General features: G+C 27.8%; 17 protein-coding genes. 9 read left to right on the plus strand and 8 right to left on the minus strand.

Features of this window, described 5'->3' with window-relative positions; genetic code table 11:
• Positions 1-70 precede the first annotated feature (70 nt).
• Positions 71-1003, plus strand: a complete 933-nt coding sequence (locus CRU94_RS05665) for a ribose-phosphate pyrophosphokinase (RefSeq protein WP_066159034.1) — start codon at positions 71-73, stop codon at positions 1001-1003.
• 29 nt (positions 1004-1032) lie between these two features.
• Here the strand turns inward: CRU94_RS05665 and CRU94_RS05670 are convergent, their stop codons facing one another.
• Positions 1033-3537, minus strand: coding sequence for a heavy metal translocating P-type ATPase (locus tag CRU94_RS05670; RefSeq protein ID WP_129105835.1), 2505 nt, complete (start codon positions 3535-3537; stop codon positions 1033-1035).
• A gap of 146 nt (positions 3538-3683) precedes the next feature.
• On the opposite strand from CRU94_RS05670, the gene lepA reads away from it, so the two are divergent.
• Positions 3684-5471 (plus strand): translation elongation factor 4, encoded by a 1788-nt coding sequence (gene lepA / locus CRU94_RS05675; RefSeq protein ID WP_129105836.1) that lies wholly within the window; start codon positions 3684-3686, stop codon positions 5469-5471.
• A 17-nt stretch (positions 5472-5488) separates the two neighbouring features.
• Here lepA and CRU94_RS05680 read toward each other — a convergent pair whose 3' ends face one another.
• Both CRU94_RS05680 and CRU94_RS05685 read right to left on the minus strand, forming a co-directional pair.
• The gene (locus CRU94_RS05680) at positions 5489-6076 is read right to left on the minus strand and encodes a hypothetical protein (protein WP_129105837.1); all 588 of its coding nucleotides are present in this window, start codon (positions 6074-6076) and stop codon (positions 5489-5491) included.
• Positions 6069-6872: a hypothetical protein gene (locus CRU94_RS05685; RefSeq protein ID WP_129105838.1), complete on the minus strand. Its 804-nt coding sequence runs from the start codon at positions 6870-6872 to the stop codon at positions 6069-6071. Before CRU94_RS05685 ends, CRU94_RS05680 begins: the two co-directional genes overlap by 8 nt.
• 105 nt (positions 6873-6977) lie before the next feature.
• Between CRU94_RS05685 and CRU94_RS05690 the strand changes: the two genes are divergently transcribed.
• The 5 genes from CRU94_RS05690 to hisA all read left to right on the plus strand — a co-directional run bounded on the left by CRU94_RS05690 (position 6978) and on the right by hisA (position 10923).
• A complete protein-coding gene (locus CRU94_RS05690) occupies positions 6978-7856 on the plus strand; it encodes an FISUMP domain-containing protein (RefSeq protein ID WP_164966575.1) in 879 nt (292 codons plus the stop codon).
• 27 nt (positions 7857-7883) lie between these two features.
• Entirely contained in the window at positions 7884-8837 is a 954-nt protein-coding gene (locus CRU94_RS05695) for a hypothetical protein (protein WP_129105840.1), read from the plus strand.
• A 33-nt stretch (positions 8838-8870) separates the two neighbouring features.
• Positions 8871-9443 (plus strand): ComF family protein, encoded by a 573-nt coding sequence (locus CRU94_RS05700; RefSeq protein WP_129105841.1) that lies wholly within the window; start codon positions 8871-8873, stop codon positions 9441-9443.
• Positions 9444-9477: 34 nt separating this feature from the next.
• Complete coding sequence (gene hisH / locus CRU94_RS05705; RefSeq protein ID WP_129105842.1) at positions 9478-10086, plus strand: imidazole glycerol phosphate synthase subunit HisH; 609 nt, start codon at positions 9478-9480, stop codon at positions 10084-10086.
• Positions 10087-10215: 129 nt separating this feature from the next.
• Complete coding sequence (gene hisA, locus CRU94_RS05710) at positions 10216-10923, plus strand: 1-(5-phosphoribosyl)-5-[(5-phosphoribosylamino)methylideneamino]imidazole-4-carboxamide isomerase (RefSeq protein ID WP_129105843.1); 708 nt, start codon at positions 10216-10218, stop codon at positions 10921-10923.
• Between the two features lie 16 nt (positions 10924-10939).
• Here hisA and hemH read toward each other — a convergent pair whose 3' ends face one another.
• Together hemH and CRU94_RS05720 are read right to left on the minus strand one after the other, a co-directional pair.
• Positions 10940-11869: a ferrochelatase gene (hemH, locus tag CRU94_RS05715; RefSeq protein ID WP_129105844.1), complete on the minus strand. Its 930-nt coding sequence runs from the start codon at positions 11867-11869 to the stop codon at positions 10940-10942.
• Complete coding sequence (locus CRU94_RS05720) at positions 11859-12452, minus strand: ATP-binding cassette domain-containing protein (RefSeq protein ID WP_129105845.1); 594 nt, start codon at positions 12450-12452, stop codon at positions 11859-11861. The genes hemH and CRU94_RS05720 overlap by 11 nt, the downstream gene beginning before the upstream one ends.
• Before the next feature lie 161 nt (positions 12453-12613).
• On the opposite strand from CRU94_RS05720, the gene CRU94_RS05725 reads away from it, so the two are divergent.
• Complete coding sequence (locus CRU94_RS05725) at positions 12614-12904, plus strand: c-type cytochrome (protein WP_129105846.1); 291 nt, start codon at positions 12614-12616, stop codon at positions 12902-12904.
• Positions 12905-12940: 36 nt separating this feature from the next.
• Here CRU94_RS05725 and ccoS read toward each other — a convergent pair whose 3' ends face one another.
• On the minus strand, positions 12941-13183 hold the full coding sequence (gene ccoS / locus CRU94_RS05730; RefSeq protein WP_129105847.1) for a cbb3-type cytochrome oxidase assembly protein CcoS: 243 nt from the start codon (positions 13181-13183) through the stop codon (positions 12941-12943).
• Positions 13176-15611, minus strand: a complete 2436-nt coding sequence (locus tag CRU94_RS05735) for a heavy metal translocating P-type ATPase (protein ID WP_129105848.1) — start codon at positions 15609-15611, stop codon at positions 13176-13178. Before CRU94_RS05735 ends, ccoS begins: the two co-directional genes overlap by 8 nt.
• An 84-nt stretch (positions 15612-15695) precedes the next feature.
• On the opposite strand from CRU94_RS05735, the gene CRU94_RS05740 reads away from it, so the two are divergent.
• Entirely contained in the window at positions 15696-17315 is a 1620-nt protein-coding gene (locus tag CRU94_RS05740) for an EAL domain-containing response regulator (protein ID WP_129105849.1), read from the plus strand.
• On the opposite strand, the gene gmk is transcribed toward CRU94_RS05740, so the two are convergent.
• Entirely contained in the window at positions 17312-17932 is a 621-nt protein-coding gene (gene gmk, locus CRU94_RS05745; RefSeq protein ID WP_129105850.1) for a guanylate kinase, read from the minus strand. The two genes, CRU94_RS05740 and gmk, sit on opposite strands and share 4 nt — an antisense overlap.

Genomic DNA, 17932 nt, shown 5'->3' on the forward strand with positions numbered 1-17932 from the left:
TACACAATTATTATTAAAGCGCTTTTTTGTTATGATTTGCGATTAAATTTAAAAGAATTAAGGAAAATTTATGTCAACTTTTAAGCTCTTTAGTGGAAGTGCAAATCCAGCTTTCGCAAAAAAAGTGGCAGACTATTTAGGAATGAAAGTCTCTGATGCTACTTTAAATAAATTTAGTGATGGTGAAATATCTGTTCAAATTACTCAAAGTGTAAGAGGACAAGATGTTTTTATTATTCAACCAACATGCTCTCCTGCAAATGACAATTTAATGGAACTTTTAATAATGATTGATGCCCTAAAAAGATCAAGTGCAAAATCAATTAGTGCTGTAATACCATACTATGGTTATGCAAGACAAGATAGAAAAGCAGCTCCTAGAGTTCCAATTAGTGCAAAATTAGTTGCTGATTTACTAGAAAAAGCTGGAATTAATAGAGTTGTAACAATAGATTTACACGCTGCTCAAATCCAAGGTTTTTTCAATGTTCCTGCTGATAACCTTTTTGGTTCAATTATGTTTGTAAACTATATAAAAAGTAAAAATTTAAAAAACCCAATTATTGCAAGTCCAGATATAGGTGGGGTTGCAAGAGCTAGACAATATGCTGATAAGTTAGGATATGATTTAGTAATAGTTGATAAAAAAAGAGAGAGAGCAAATGAGTCTCAAGTTATGAATATAATTGGAGATGTAACAGGTAAAGATGTTATTTTAGTAGATGATATGGTTGATACTGCTGGAACGCTTGTAAAAGCTGCTGAAGTTTTAAAACAAAAAGGGGCAACATCTGTAATGGCATGTTGTACTCATGGAGTTTTAAGTGGAAAAGCTTATGAAAATATTGAAAATGGAATTTTAGATGAGCTTGTAATATCTGATACAATTCCAACAAAAGCAGACTCTAAAAAAATTACAGTTTTAACAGCTTCAACAATTATTGGAGAGGCTATTAGAAGAATACATAATAACGAATCTGTAAACTCAATTTTTAATAGTTAATATTTTAGAGTCAATTGACTCTAAAATATCTATTTTATAATCTCATATCCAGCATCAACAATAGCATCTTCTAAAATTTTACTATCTATATCTTTGCTTAGAGTTATTTTTACATTTTTACTTGATAAATCAACCTCAACACTACTAACCTCTTCAATTGCATTTAGAACTTTTTCTACTCTAGCTTTACAGTGTCCACAAGTCATTCCATCTACTTTTAATACTATTTCCATAAATTCATCCTTTATATCTAATTTTAAATTACTATATATTTTTGGTTTAAAAAGTTTTAATCTTAAAGCGTTGAATACTACCATTACACTACTTAAACTCATAGCAGCACCTGCATACATAGGAGTTAATTTCCACCCTAAAGTTGTATAAAAAACTCCTGCAGCTAAAGGAATACCAATTATATTATAAAAAAATGCCCAAAAAAGATTTTGTTTTATATTTTTAATTGTTGCACTACTTAACTGTATAGCTTTTACAACATCTAATAAATCACTTCTTACTAAAATAATATTTGCAGATTCAATTGCAATATCACTTCCAGCACCAATAGCAACTGATACATCGGCTCTAGTTAAAGCTGGTGCATCATTTATTCCATCTCCTACCATTAAAACTTTTTTACCTAAACTTTGAAGCTCTTGTATCTTTTTATCTTTATCTTGCGGTAAAACCTCAGCTATAAAATTTGTAATTCCTAAAGTTTTCGCAACATTTTTGGCTGTTTTTTGATTATCTCCTGTAAGCATAATAACTTCAAGATTCATTCTTTTAAACTCATCTATAGCATCTTTACTTGTATCTTTAATAGCATCAAAAATCTCTATGAGTCCTAAAACTTCACTACTATTTGCTACAAAGATAGTAGTTTTTCCATCTTTTGACAAATTTTCACTAATAGAGAAAAACTCTTTAGACTCAATATTTTTGCTTAAAATAAACTTCTCATTTCCAATATAGTAAAAACTGTTATCAATTTTTGCTTCAACTCCCAAACCATTTGTTGCTTTAAAATCAACAAAATTTAAAGAGTCTATTTTTTTACTCTTAGCAAAATCTACAATAGCTTTTGCTAGTGGATGTTCTGAATTTTTTTCAATAGTGTAAGCAATTTGAATTAAATCATCTTTGTTAATATTTTTATTTGTAAAAATATTTGTTACTGTTGGTTTTGCTTTTGTTATTGTTCCTGTTTTATCTAAAACTATGGTATCTATTTTAGAAGCTAGTTCTAGTGATTGTGCATCTTTTATTAAAATTCCATTTTGAGCACCTTTTCCAGTTGCTACCATAATTGCAGTTGGAGTTGCAAGTCCTAGCGCACAAGGACAAGAGATAATTAAAACAGAAATTGCAATAGAGAGTGAAAACTCAAATGAGTAACCCAAAGAGTACCATGATATAAAAGTTATTATAGAGATTATAATAACTGTTGGTACAAATACTCCACTTATCTTATCAGCTAGTTTTGAAATAGGTGCTTTTGATGAACTAGCCTCTTCTACTAGTTTTATAATTTGAGATAAAAAAGTGTCATCTTTTGTTTTTGTAACCTTAAATTTTATAACTCCATATCTGTTTATACTAGCTCCAAATACACTATCTCCAACTTTTTTTGAGATAGCTTTGCTCTCACCTGTTAGCATAGACTCATCAACTGATGTATTTCCAAAAATAATTACTCCATCTGTAGGGATAATTTGACCAGGTTTTACAATAACTATATCTTCAAGAGCTAAATTCTCAACTAAAACCTCTACCTCTTTATCATCCTTTAAAATAGTTGCTTTTTTTACATTTAAATCTATTAATTTTTTAATTGCTTCAGATGTATTTGATTTTGCTCTTGCTTCAAGATATTTTCCAAATGTAATCAAAGTTAAAACAACAGCAGCACTCTCAAAATAAAGATTCATAGAGTACTCTTTTACAATATCTAAATCATTTACTCCTAAAGCATAAGCAATTTTATATATAGAGAAAACTCCATAAACAATTGCAGCACCTGTTCCAATTGCTACTAAAGAGTCCATATTTGGAGAGCCTTTAAATAGTGTTTTAAACCCTACTTTATAATATTTTTTGTTTATTAAAACTATTGGAAGTGATAATAAAAATTGAGTAAATGAGAATGTTATAGCATTTTGTGTTCCGTGAAAAAATGATAAGAAATACCAATTTAACATATGTCCCATAGAGATATAAAATAGTGGGACTGCAAAAATTAAAGAGATTATTAATCTATTTTTTAACTCTACTATCTCATTTGAAGATATATTTTTATCTTTTTCTTTATTTTTAATATTATCTATTTTTAAAGTTGCTTCATATCCAGCATTTTCAACAGATTTTATAATTTTTTCATCATCCAATAAACTCTCTTCATATTTTACAACCATACTATTATTTAATAAATTGACATTTAACTCAATAACACCTTGAAGTTTTTTAACACTTCTATCAACTGCATTTGAACAAGCAGAGCATGTCATACCTTTAATATCAAATTTTCTAGTTATCATAAAAATCCTTGATAAATTTTGTATTGGATAATAACCAAGTTCCTTTTAAATGCGAATGAAGAGTTTTATCTTTAACAAAAACTTACTACTTTTTAGATATAATCTTGCCACTTTGAAAATAATCTTTTAAAATTATAGGAAAAAAATTGCAAAAAAATATTAGAAACTTTAGTATCATAGCTCATATTGACCACGGTAAATCAACACTTGCTGATAGAATTATTCAAGAGTGTGGAGGAATAAGTGACAGAGAGATGACTTCTCAAGTAATGGACAATATGGATATAGAAAAGGAAAGAGGAATTACAATAAAGGCTCAAAGTGTTAGATTAAACTACACTTTAAATGGTGAAAAATATATTCTAAATCTTATAGATACTCCAGGACATGTCGATTTCTCTTATGAAGTAAGCCGTTCTTTAGCATCATCTGAAGGTGCTTTACTTATTGTTGATTCAACTCAAGGTGTTGAAGCTCAAACAATAGCAAATGTATATATTGCAATGGATAATGACTTAGAACTTCTTCCTGTTGTTAATAAAATAGATCTACCAAGCGCTGATCCAATGAGAGTTTTAGCTGAAGTTGAAGAGGCTATTGGGCTTGATTGTACAGAACACAACCTAATATCTGCAAAAACAGGTCTTGGAGTTAAAGATTTAATAGAGTCAATTATCAAAAGAGTACCTTCTCCAAATGGCGATGAGAATGCACCTACAAAAGCTTTAATCTATGACTCTTGGTTTGATAACTATTTAGGAGCTTTGGCGCTAGTGCGAGTTTATGATGGAAGTATTAAAAAAGGTCAAACTTTAAGAATGATGAATACAAAAGTTGAACACCAAGTTTTAAGTTTGATGTATCCTCATCCACTAAAAAGAGAAGATACTTTAGAGATAAAAACAGGTGAAATAGGTATTGTTGTACTTGGTCTTAAAACTTTGGATGGAATTGCAGTTGGTGATACAATGACTGATGCAAAAAATCCAACTGCACAGGCTATTGATGGTTTTGAACCTGCAAAACCATTTGTATTTGCAGGGCTTTATCCAATTGAGACTGATAAATTTGAGGATTTAAGAGAGGCTTTAAACAAACTAAAATTAAATGACTCTTCAATCTCTTTTGAACCTGAAAGTTCTATGGCACTTGGAAGTGGATTTAGAACAGGATTTTTAGGAATGCTTCATATGGAAGTTATAAAAGAGAGGTTAGAGCGAGAGTTTGATTTAGATTTAATAGCAACTGCACCAACTGTTATTTATGAAGTTTTAAAAAAAGATGGAGAAAAAATTATAATTCAAAATCCAAGTGAACTTCCTGAGCCAAACTATATAGAGACAATTTTTGAACCCTATGTAAAATCTACAATTTTAGTTCCTGATGAGTTTTTGGGAAATGTTATAAAACTTTTAAATGATAAAAGAGGAATTCAATTAAAAATGGATTACATAGGAAAAAGAGTTCTTCTTGAGTATGATTTACCTATGAATGAGATTGTAATGGATTTTTATGATAAGTTAAAATCTACAACAAAAGGTTATGCATCTTTTGATTATGAGCCAGTTGGATTTAGACCAGGAAACTTGAAAAAACTTGATGTTAGAGTTGCTGGAGATATAGTTGATGCACTATCTATTATAGTTCCTGAAGATAAAGCTGTTTCAAGAGGAAGAGAGTTTGTAAAAGCTCTAAAAGAGTTAATCCCTAGACAACTTTTTGAAGTTGCAGTACAAGCTAGTATTGGAAGCACAATAATTGCAAGAGAGACTGTAAAATCTATGGGGAAAAATGTAACTGCTAAGTGTTATGGTGGGGATATTACAAGAAAAAGAAAACTTCTTGAGAAACAAAAAGAGGGTAAAAAAAGAATGAAAGCCATTGGAAAAGTAAATGTTCCACAAGAAGCTTTTATGGCTGTTTTAAAAATATAAAAGAGTAGTTTAAAAAACTACTCTTTATTTGGATTTTCTATCTTTTTAAATTTTTTTAACTCTTTTTCATCTATTAGTGATTTATCTTTAATCTTAATACTTTTATCATCTATTTTATTTAAACCTTTACTGTCAAGTTTTGTTGAACTATTTAGTTTATTTTTAGATTTCAAGTAACAATTAGCAGATTTATTGCTTATATCAACTTGAATATGATAAGAGTAAGCTGGAGAAACTTTATCTAAAAAAGTTGCTTCACAACTGTATATTCTTTTTGTTTTAAGATTCTCTATTTTTATACTCAAATCACTTAAGCTAGTAATATATCTTTCATCTAAAGATATAGAAAATCTATCCAAAATATTATTTTTTGAAGATATATCTCCTGTTATTACTACATAATTTATTGTAGATTTTTTATCTTTTATCTCTTTTTTACTTACTATTTTTGTGTAATAGTTGCTATTTTCAGATATATTTGAAAAAACTTCTACAAAACTATCTTTTGTAGAATTTGCTAATATAGGATAAATAAACCCTAAACCTAGTAAAATAACGATTTTAAAAGTTAAAGAACTTCTGTTTTCTTTGAATAAATTAAGCATATTTTGTCTCCTTTTGTATTTGATTGTAATTTTCTTCTAAAGTAAGTGTATTTTGATAAAACATTTGATACATAGCTCTTGTTTCAATAGATAAAGCAGAGTTTACACAAGCAGTTTTATAACTATTCTTTAAATTATCAATAAAATTTTTATAATCCTTTATCTCCCAATTATTATAATCTTTTATAAGATTTTCTGGATTTTCAAAATCTTTATATTTCTCTTTTTCTAGTTTATTTAACTCTTTTATCATATTGTCAATTATATGCTTAGGAAGTTGTCCATAGCCTTGATTATCATTGAAACCTAAAGCACTATTTATTGCATCTAAATATGCCATTCTATCTTTATCATTTTGAATATTTTTAACTGTTTCATATAGTGCTTTATTAAAACTATGATTATTTGTTTTTTCAGATGACAAATAAGTACCAATGCTAGAAAGCAAATAAGGTGGGAAATCATCTTTTGAAATTGGATTGTCTTCATTGTAGTTTTTAGCAAAATTTACCATATCTGAAAAAACTTGAATTTGCTCATAGCTTAATCTTTTCATCTCATTCGCAGAAAATACTCCATCTTCTAAAATATTTTTAAAAAGTGCTTCATCTTCTTCTGATAAAGATGAAAATTTACCTTTTCTCTCTAAATACTCTATCATTTTTGAAGTAGGTTTTTTTGTATTTTCTTCATTTTCAAGATTTATATCAAAAGAGTTTGAGCTACTATTTTTATTTACACTATTTGAATTTTGATTATAGCAATAATATGTAGTTTGGTTATTTTGTATTTGCATATTTTCCCCTAAAATTTGTCATATATTCTGATTATAAGTGCATTTATCTAAAAATAATCTTTATTTGATAGAATATTTATGCAAACTTTACACAAAGGAAACAAAATGAAAAAAAGATTTTTATCTTTATTGCAAGGCTTATTCTTATTTTTAGGAATTAATCTAAATGCCTTTACATATAATATTGTAAATGGCGAACAATACTATGTTCGTAATATAAATGCTGTTGTTTCAGGTTATCCACTTTTAACTCAACTAAACAAAGGGCAAGGATTTATTTTAAATGCAAGTGGAAGTTGTAGTGTAACTACGAATGCTCAAGAAGAGATAATATTTCAAGGGCTTACATATAAAACTATACAATCTCCTACTACAAATAAAATTTGGCTAGATAGAAATTTAGGTGCTACAAAAGTATGCGATAAGAAAAGAAGTGAATTTAATAATGCCACAGACTATATAAATTCTCAAGAGAGTTGTTTTGGAAACTATTATCAATGGGGAAGAAAGACTGATGGACATCAATTAGCTACAAGCATTGTAACAACAAATTTTCAAACAAGTATAACAAACACAAATAGCCAATTTTCAACAAATATGAATGGGCTAGATTGGGTTGAAGATGATACAAGTGGTAGTATTAGAGAAAATTATTGGAAAAATTCCTATGGAGTTGGTACTGCTGTTTGTCCTAGTGGATTTAGAGTTCCAACAGCTAGTGATTGGGAAGCTGAAATACCAAATTTATATAATGCCTTAGCAGATGTTTTCAAACTTCCTTATAGTGGTTATCGTTCAAGTTCTTATGGAAATCTTCTTTATAGAGGAAATTTTATACAACTTTGGAGTGTAACACCTTATATTCAATATGGAGTAGCTGGAGCAAAAGCATTTTATTTTTCTGATAGCTATATAGGTACTGGAGATAGTACCTCATACAGTGATAGAGCAACTGGATTTAATGTTAGATATATCAAAAAATAATTTTATTATCTTTTAAAGGAGTAAACTATGGAAATATCAAATAACCAAAACATATATACAAACTATCAAAAAACAAAAAAAGAAGATAGTGTTTTACCAATAGAAGTTTTTAAAATAGATAAAAATAATATAGTAGAAAATCCAAATAAATTTATTCAAAATGATGAAAAAGAAGAGCAAGAATATGTATATATAGGAACTATATATGAAAACATCAAAAAGGGGATAGATAAAAATACTTTCTTGATGTCTAATTATGACTTTAGAAATCAACAGTATTGGAATACTTCTGACCCAAGGCAATATATGTGGACTTATCAACAAACTCATGCAACTTATGGAAATGTATATGAAGATGCAAAAGATTTTGAAGACTTTGTAGCCAAATGGGTAGAAAAAGGAGAGTCAGAACATGATGCAATATTCAGAGCTAGAGCTTATGCAGCTGCTGGATTGCTTGATTATGGGAAACAAAAAATTGTTGATATTCCAAATTTGGATTATGATGATAAAAAACAGCACGGCTTTCACCAAATAGATAATCCACCACTTAAAAAAGCTTTTTTGGAAACTTTGGATAGTTTAGATTTAGTTTCTGTATCTCTTTTGGTGTTTAATATGTTTCCAAACGGTGAAAATTCATCTTCTTTTAAAGAATTATTAAAAGAGTATGGAGTTAAGCTAGAAAATTTAAAACAAAATCAACCAGAAGAAGAACAAAGTAAATTTACTTTTACAGGTGATATAAATATCAATGACAAAATGTCTTTAGAGTATCAAAATTTTATTTTTGATACTTTGATAGGTTTTTTTAAAGATAGAGTAAACTCTTTTATAAACAATGAAGAGAACTACATAAAATATTCAAATGAAAGTATAGATAAACTTAAAAATGCTCATGATATTTTGATAGAAAATTTCAAAAAAAATACAAAAGAGTACAACGAAACTAAAAATATTTTAAATCAGTATATGAAATAGTTAGCTTATCATATTATTCAAAAGGAGTAGAAAATGAAATGCACCTCTTGTGATAAACTATCTTTTTATATTATTTGTAAAACTTGTCAAACCACACTTCTAGCTCCAAACTTTTATAAAAAAGAGCTAGAGAAAGATTTTTTTATCTACTCTTTTTATGATTACAAAGATTTAGAAGATTTAATCCAAAGCAAATATCACTTCTATGGAGATAGAGTTTTTAATATTTTAGCAAAACTTAGTTTTGCTAAATTTGCTTTAAATTTTGAGTTCACCCACCCTATTTTAGCTCTTCCTATAGATGATCACACAAGACACGATTTCTCTCAAACTGCTATTTTGGCAAAGCATTTAAAAAGTACTTTTATAAAACCAGTTTTTAACACTTTAAAAGCTAAAAATATAGTCAAATATGCTGGAAAAAATCTAGAATTTAGACAAAAAAATCCAAGAAAATTTATCTATAGTGGAGTAAAAAATTGTGATGTAATTTTAGTTGATGATGTACTTACAACTGGAACAACTATTTTAGAGGCTAAAAAAGCTTTAAAAAAAGAGGGTGTAAATGTTTTGTTTGCTCTTACTCTATGCTCATTTTTAAATTAATAAAAGATATAATCTACGCTTTAAAAGGATTTAGATGCTAGGAATAATAGACTACAATATGGGAAATCTAGCAAGTGTTTATAACGCTTGTTCAAAATTTACAAAAGATTTAAAAATTGTAAAAAATGCAGATGATTTAAAAAATTTAGACAAAATAATACTACCAGGAGTTGGAGCATATAAAGATGCTATGCAACATTTAGAAAAAAGTGGCTTAAAAGATGCTATTTTGGATTTTGCAAATAGTAAAAAACCACTTCTTGGAATTTGCCTTGGAATGCAACTTTTGTTTGAAAGTAGTGAAGAGTTTGGATATACAAAAGGTTTAGGATTAATTGAAGGAAAAGTTGTGAAATTTGATAAATCAAAGATGAGTAGTGATTTAAAAATTCCACATATGGGCTGGAATAAAACAGTAAATAAAAACAATCCACTTTTTAAAAATCTACAAAACCCATATTTATATTTTGTACACTCTTATCATGTCGTTACAGATGATAAATATACAATAGCAACAACAAACTATGGATATGATTTTGTAAGTGCTGTAAACAAAGATAATATTTTTGGATTTCAGCCACATCCTGAGAAATCACACAATAACGGACTTAAAATTTTAGAAAATTTTATTAATTTACAATAAAAAAGGCTTTGTTCTCAAAGCCCTTTAGGTTTTTGCTACTTTTTAGGGGATTTTCAATCCCCGCTATAAAAAGTAGTAATTGAGAAAAAGGTTCCTTTTTAAATAGGAACTATTTAAAAAGGAGAAATTATGGATATATTACCAGCGATTGATTTAAAAGATGGAAAGGCTGTAAGACTTAGCAAAGGGCTTATGGATAGTGCAAAAATCTACTCAGATGAGCCATGGATGGTTGCAAAAAGATTTGAAGAGTTAGGAAGTAAGTGGGTTCATATTGTTGATTTAAATGGAGCATTTGAAGGAAAACCAGCAAACTTAGAGCAGATTAAAAAAATTAGAGAAAACTGTAATTTAAAAATTGAGCTTGGTGGTGGTATTAGAGATGAAAAAACTATTAAGATGTATTTAGAACTTGGAGTTGATAGATTAATTTTGGGTTCAATTGCAGTTAAAGATCCACAATTTGTAAAAGATATGGCAAAAAAATATCCAATAGCTGTTGGAATTGATGCAATAAATGGAATGGTTGCAGTTGAGGGTTGGGCAGAAGTTTCAACTATGAAGGCAACCTCTTTAGCAAAAGAGTTTGCAAACGCAGGAGTTGAAGCAATTATTTGTACAGATATAAGCAAAGATGGTATGCTTTGTGGAGTAAATGTTGAATTTACACAAGATATTGCACTTGCTAGCAGGGTTTACACAATTGCAAGTGGAGGAGTTAAAGATATTGAAGATATTAAAAACTGTAAAGCAAATGGAAATATTGGTGGAGTAATTGTTGGAAAAGCATTTTATGAAGGAACTTTAGATTTAGAAGAGGCTTTTAAAACTCTTTAATATAAGCTAGGAAATCCTAGCTTATAATATCTTTTATAGCCTCTATAAAATCATCTCCATCATTTACACACTTACAAACTTTATAATCAAGCACTCCAATCTCATCGGCAACTTCTCTATATTCAATATCAAGTTCAAAATCTGTTTCAGAGTTATCAACAATAAATGATAGTGGATAGATAATTACATTATCATTTTCGAAGTTTTTTAACATATCTTCAAGTGAAGGTTCAAGCCACTTTAGTGGACCTACTTTTGATTGATAAGCAAGATTTATAGATTTAAAATCTATATTTTTTTCTTTTAATTTTTTACTTAAAATCTCAACATGTTCAATCATCTGTTTTTGGTATGGGTCACCATTGTCAACAATTTTTTGTGGAAGTCCATGAGCTGAGAAAATAAGATTATATTTAACACCCTCTTGCATATTTCTCTCTACCTCATTTACAATACAGTTGTTAAATTTATCATTTTTATAAAAATCATTTATAGATTTTATTTTAAAACTATTTTTTGCATATTTTAAAAAATCCTCCATAGAAGATTTTGTAGTTGTTGTAGAGTATTGCGGATAAAGTGGAAGTAAAAAAACTTCACTTATTCCATCCTCTTTTAACTTCTCAACAACATCTTTTGCAAAAGGTGGAGTATATCTCATAACTTGATATGTTGTATATCCATCTATTTTGTCATTGCACTTTTCTACTAACTTTTCTGTTAAAGGATTAATAGGAGATGCATTTCCAATCTCTTCATAGTTTTTCCAAGCACTATTTAATCTCTTTGTTACTATAAAAAAAGCTATCATTTTTCTAAGAAGTGCACTTTTAACTGTTAAAATATTCTCATCATTAAACATATTTGTTAAAAACATTTTTAATTCATCTTTACTTCTAGCTCCACCCATATTTAGTAAAACTAAAGCTTTGTTACTATTTTTCATCTTCCAACCTTATAATTTTATTACTACACCATTTTGCCATATCTAAATCATGAGTCACCAATAAAACAGCACAAGAATCAAGAAGTTCAACTATTAACTTCATTGTCTCATAAGCTATTATATTATCAAGTGCTGATGTTGGCTCATCAACTAAAAGAAGCTCTGGCTTTAAAAGAATTGCTCTTAAAATAGAGCATCTTTGAAGTTGACCACCACTTAACTCATGCGGTTTTTTATATAAAAACTCAATATCTAAACTTAATTTTGGCAAAATCTTATCAAGTTCATCTTTAAAATCTCTATTTAAAACATCTTTTATCTGCTCATAAACTGTGTATGTTGGATGAAAAGATGAAAAAGGATCTTGAAATATTATAGCTGTTTTGCTCTTTTTTATCTCTCCAAACTCCTGTTTTAAATTTCCTAAAATCAGCTCAAAAAGTGTTGATTTTCCACTACCACTCTTTCCAATTATTGTTACAAGTTCACCTTTTTTTAGATTTAAATTAAAGTTTGAAAATATATAGTTACCTTTTTTGTAAGCAAATTTTAGATTTTTTATCTCTAACACAAAACTATCCAAAAGCTATTTCCTTTTTTAGTTTGTAATATATTCAAAATAGGCTTTAATATATATTTATATTTAATATATTTTTAATTGTAATAATTTATTAACCTTTTTTATTAAGAGAATTACAAAGAAAATATAGTTAGAATACAGCTTAAAATTTTAAAGGAGAAAAGATGAAAAAAATCATTCTAACAACTGTTGCTTTATCAGCATTTGCTTTTGCAGCTGCACCAGCATCTTATGCTACATGTAAAGCATGTCATGGGGTTAAAGGTGAAATAAATGTAACTACTCAAAGTAAATCATTTGTTCCAGCTAACCAAACTAAAGAAAATATAGTAAAAGCTTTAAATGGTTATAAAGATGGAACTTATGGTGGTCCTATGAAAGCACTTATGAAAGGTTATGCATCAAGATTAAGTGATGCTGATATTAAAGAGTTAGCTGAATATATAGGAAAATAATCTTAAATTATTTTGCTAAATCAAAGAGGATAAGTTTTACTTATCCTCTTTTTTTTGCTTATTCTCTTTTTCTAAAGCATCTTTTTTTGCATCTTTAATAGCTTGCTCTTTTTTTATAGCATCATTTAAATCATCAACACTATCAAAAAGTAAACCACTTGTAATTTTATTTGCATCATCAAATTGACCAGCTTTTGCTGCCCAAATAAACAAAAGTAACATTCCAGCTGAGATTATAAGTCCCACAATTAACATAAAAAATAGTGTATCATCAATCATTTTTATCCTTTAATTTAATTCTTAGTGAGTTAAAAATAACTACAAGTGAGCTTAAACTCATTGAAAGAGCTGCTACAAGAGGAATAACATATCCAGCCATTGCTAAAGGGATTGTTACGGAGTTATAAATAAGTGAAAAAGCCAAATTTTGTTTAATATGTTTATATGTCTTTTTTGATATTTTAAAAGTATCTTCTAATGCTTTTAATTTTGAATTTAAAATCACAACATCAGATACAAGCATTGAAACATCAGCTGAATTTCCCATAGCAATTGCAACATCACTTGAAGCTAAAGCAACACTATCATTAACTCCATCTCCAACCATTACAACAATTTTTCCATCTTCTTTTAGTTTTTTAATAAAATTGGCTTTGCTTTGTGGAGTTTGACTAAAATAGAACTCATCTATTTTAAGCTCATTTGCAACCTCTTTTGCAACAAAACCATTATCTCCAGTTAGCATTACACTTTTTATATTTTTACTCTTTAAATAATCTATTAACTCTTTTGCATCATCTTTTATCTCATCACTTAACTCAAAAATAGCAACTATTTTTTTATCTACTGAAAAAGAGTATATAGTTTTAAAAGTTGTAAAATCAATATCAATTCCAAACTCTTTTTGAAGCTCTATATTTCCACCCAAAAGAGATAAATCTTTATATTTTGCACTTAAACCTTTTGCTTCAATATTTTTTACATCTTCCAAAATTAATTTTTCTAAAGAGTGATTTTTTTCTAAATATTTTTTAACAGCAAGGCTTACTGGATGGTTTGAGCTATCTAAAAGTGAATATAAAAGATTTAAGATATTTTTATCTTCACTAAAAATTTGTGAATTTTCTACTTTTAGTTCACCTTTTGTAAGTGTTCCTGTTTTATCAAAAACAACAATATTCGCATTTGCAATTGTCTCAATATATTTAGCCTCTTTTAGAAGCAAAGATTTTTTTGCTAATTGTGAAATTCCAACCAAACTTGCCATTGGAGTTGCAAGTGCTAAAGCACAAGGACAAGCAATTACAACAACTGAAACAGCTGTTATAAATGATCTTTCAAACTGATTTGTATTTTCAAAGTAAAAACCTAAATCAAGACCAAAATAGTACCAAACCAAAAAAGTAGCAAAAGCAATACTTAGAATTGTTAAACTAAACCCTCTTGATAGCTTATTTGCTAAGGTTTGAATTTTTGGTTTTGAATTTAGTGAATCTTCAAGTAAAGTTACAATTGATGAAAAAGTAGAGTTTTTAAAATCTTTTGTAACCTCAAAATGAATTAAAGAGTCCAAAATAGCAGTTCCACTATATATAATATCATCTTGTTTTTTATAAACAGGAGTTGATTCTCCTGTTAAGCTCGACTCATCAAAAGATGCGTTTCCAAATACAATTTTCCCATCAACTGGAACTTTCTCTCCAATTTTAAGCTCAATAATATCTCCAACTTTTATAGAGTTTAAAGCTCTTATCTCTTTTTTTCCATTCTCTATTACAACAGCTTCTAAAGGTAGAGTTGATTTTATCTTATCAAGTGTATCAACCGCTGATTTTTTTCCAATAACTTCAAGATATTTTCCAACCAAAACAAAAGTTATAATCATAGCAACTGAATCAAAATAGCTCTCACCTTTTGCTCCAAGCATCACGCTTAAAGAGTAAAAGTATGTTAAAGATGCACCCGTACTTACAAGCAAATCCATATTTACCATACGGTTTTTCACTCCATAATAAGCACCTTTATAAAAAACAAATCCACTATAAAACAGAACTGGAGTTGTAAGAATAAACTCAGCAAAATGAATCATATCCTTTACTTCATTGCTCATTCCTGTAAAAAAACCTGTATATTTTGCAACACTTAGCATCATTATATTCATTGTACAAACAACAGCTACCATCATTCTTACAAAATAGTCTTGCTTCGCTTTTTTTGCCTGAACATCAGCCACACTTGAATCATAAGCATAAGCATTGTAACCAATACTTCTAATCTTTTTTATAATATCTGATAACTTTAAAATATCACTATTAAAAACAACTCTAGCTTTATTTGTTGTAAAATTGATATTTGCTTCAATAATACCTTTTGTATCATATAAAATCTTCTCATTTAACCAAATACAAGCAGCACAGTGAATTCCTTCAAGTATTAAATCTATTTGAGTAAAACCATCTTTTGTTTTTGATGTGTAGTTATCTAAAAAATTTTGGGAATCAAATTTTGATAAATCATCATTAGAGATTTGAAGAGGAGCTTTTATACTCTTATTTCCAAGCTTTTCATAAAAAGAGTCAAGATTTTCATCTTTTAAAATATGATAAACACTTTGGCAACCACCGCAACAGAAATTTAAATCATTCTCTTTTATCATTACACTACTATCAAATGATAAATGACAATGATTACATACTATTTTTGACAAAAAGAGTCTCCTAACCGCTTAATATTAAACTATATATAAAAAAATTTAAGTATTATATCTTATTTATTTTCAAAGAGTGGTTTAATGAACAAAGAGATAGATAGGCTAAAAAATGTAAATGTACTTTATGCTGAAGATGAGAAAGAGTTAAGAGATATTACATCTGAATTCTTAAAATCATTTACAAAAACACAATATGTTGCTTCAAATGGAGAAGAGGGATTTAATCTATTTTTAGAGCATCAAGATAGTATTGATTTAATAATAACCGATATAAATATGCCTATTTTATCAGGTATGGATATGATTAAAAAGATTAAAGAGATAAATCCTAAAATTCCAATTATTATAGCAACTGCATTTTCAAACAAAGAGTATTTACTTGAAGCCATAAATATTGGTGTTGATAAATATGTTCTTAAACCAATTGATATATCAAAACTTCTTCAAGCAATGCTTCAATCACTAAACTATCATGAGTTAAAAGATTTATATACAGATAATCTTACAAAACTTGCAAATAAAAATAGACTTCAAAAAGATTTAAAATACTCAAATAATGATCTATTAGCCCTTTTAGATATTGATGAGTTTTTAGCAACAAATGATCTATTTGGTGAAAAAATTGGAGATAAAATTTTAATTGAATTTGCATCAAAAATGAGAAATTATTTTAATTCAAAAGATTTTTCTCTTTATAGAATAGAGTCAGATAAGTTTGCAGTAAGTCCTAAAAATAGTATTGATATAGATACTTTTTTTGTAATCTGTAGAGATTTTTTAGATAAGATTGAAAGTAATGCTTTTTTAATAGATGATAATGAGATTGATGTAAATGTTACAATTGGTATTGCAAAAGGTGATGGAGAACAAGCTTATAAATATACAAAAAGAATCATAAACTATGCTAGAAAAAAATTCCAAAAAATTATGATTTATGAGGATTCATATAATATTCATAAATCTTTTGAACAAAATATTATGTGGATAAAACTTTTAAAACAAGGTTTTAAAGAGAACTTATTAAAAGCATTTTTTCAACCTATTGTTGATACAAAAACTAAAGAAGTTTTAAAATATGAAGCACTTATTAGATACATAAGTCTTGATGGAAAAGTTCACGGTCCTTATGAATTCTTAGAAGTTGCAAAGAAAACTAGACTTTATCAAAATATTGTAAAAGTTATTTTAGATGACTCTTTAAAACTAATAAAAGAGAAAAAGAAAAAAGTATCTATAAATATCTCTTATGTAGATTTAATAGATGATAAAACAAAAAAATATATATATGACTTTTTAGAAAAAAACAAAGAGTTTGTAAACAATCTTGAGTTTGAACTATTGGAGAGTGAAGAGATTATAGATTTTAATATCATAAAAGATTTTATTACAAATGTATCTAAATATAGTTGTAAAGTTGGGATTGATGATTTTGGTGCTGGTTACTCAAACTTTCATATTTTATCAAAATTAGATATTAGTTTTGTAAAAATTGATGGCTCATTAATAAAAGATATTCACAACTCAAAAGAGCTTGAGATAATTGTAAGAACAATTGCAAGTATTGCAAAGGATTTCCATATAAAAACAATTGCTGAGTTTGTAGCAACTGAAAATATTTATGAAAAAGTTAAAGCTCTAAATATAGACTACTCTCAAGGTTACTATTTTGACAAGCCTTTAACATTTGAAGAGATAGTTTAGGCTTCTAGCCAACTATTTACTATCTCATCTTTTGAATATAGTTTTGATTTTACTCTTGCAGCTGTTGCAATAGCCAGAATCTGTTTTTTTGCCTCATTTAAGTTTTCATTTATAATTAAGTAATCATAATCTAAAAACTCCTCCATCTCAACTCTTGCATTTTCAACTCTTTTTTTAATACTATCTTCACTATCAGTTGCTCTTGCGATTAATCTTTGCTCTAATATCTTTTTTGTTGGAGTTGTAATAAATACAGAAGTGATTAGATTTTGAAGTTTTTTTCTTATAATTTTGTGTCCTTGAACATCAATATCAAATATAACTAATTTTCCAGCATTTAAGGCTTCAATTACTGGTTTAAGTGATGTTCCATAATAGTTATCATGAACTTTTGCATACTCTAAAAAGTTTGCATCTTTTATATCTTTTTCAAATTTATCTTTACTTACAAAAAAGTAATCAATTCCATCCACTTCTGCTTCTCTTGGCTCTCTTGTTGTTGTAGAGATAGAAAAATATAGATTTGGAATATTTTTTATAACTTCTTTTAAAAGAGTAGATTTTCCACAACCACTAGGTCCTGAAACAATTAATATCGCACCTCTTAGTTCATTCAT

The sequence above is a fragment of the Arcobacter sp. AHV-9/2010 genome (genome assembly GCF_004116575.1).
In the GTDB taxonomy this organism is placed as follows: Bacteria; Campylobacterota; Campylobacteria; order Campylobacterales; family Arcobacteraceae; genus Aliarcobacter; species Aliarcobacter skirrowii.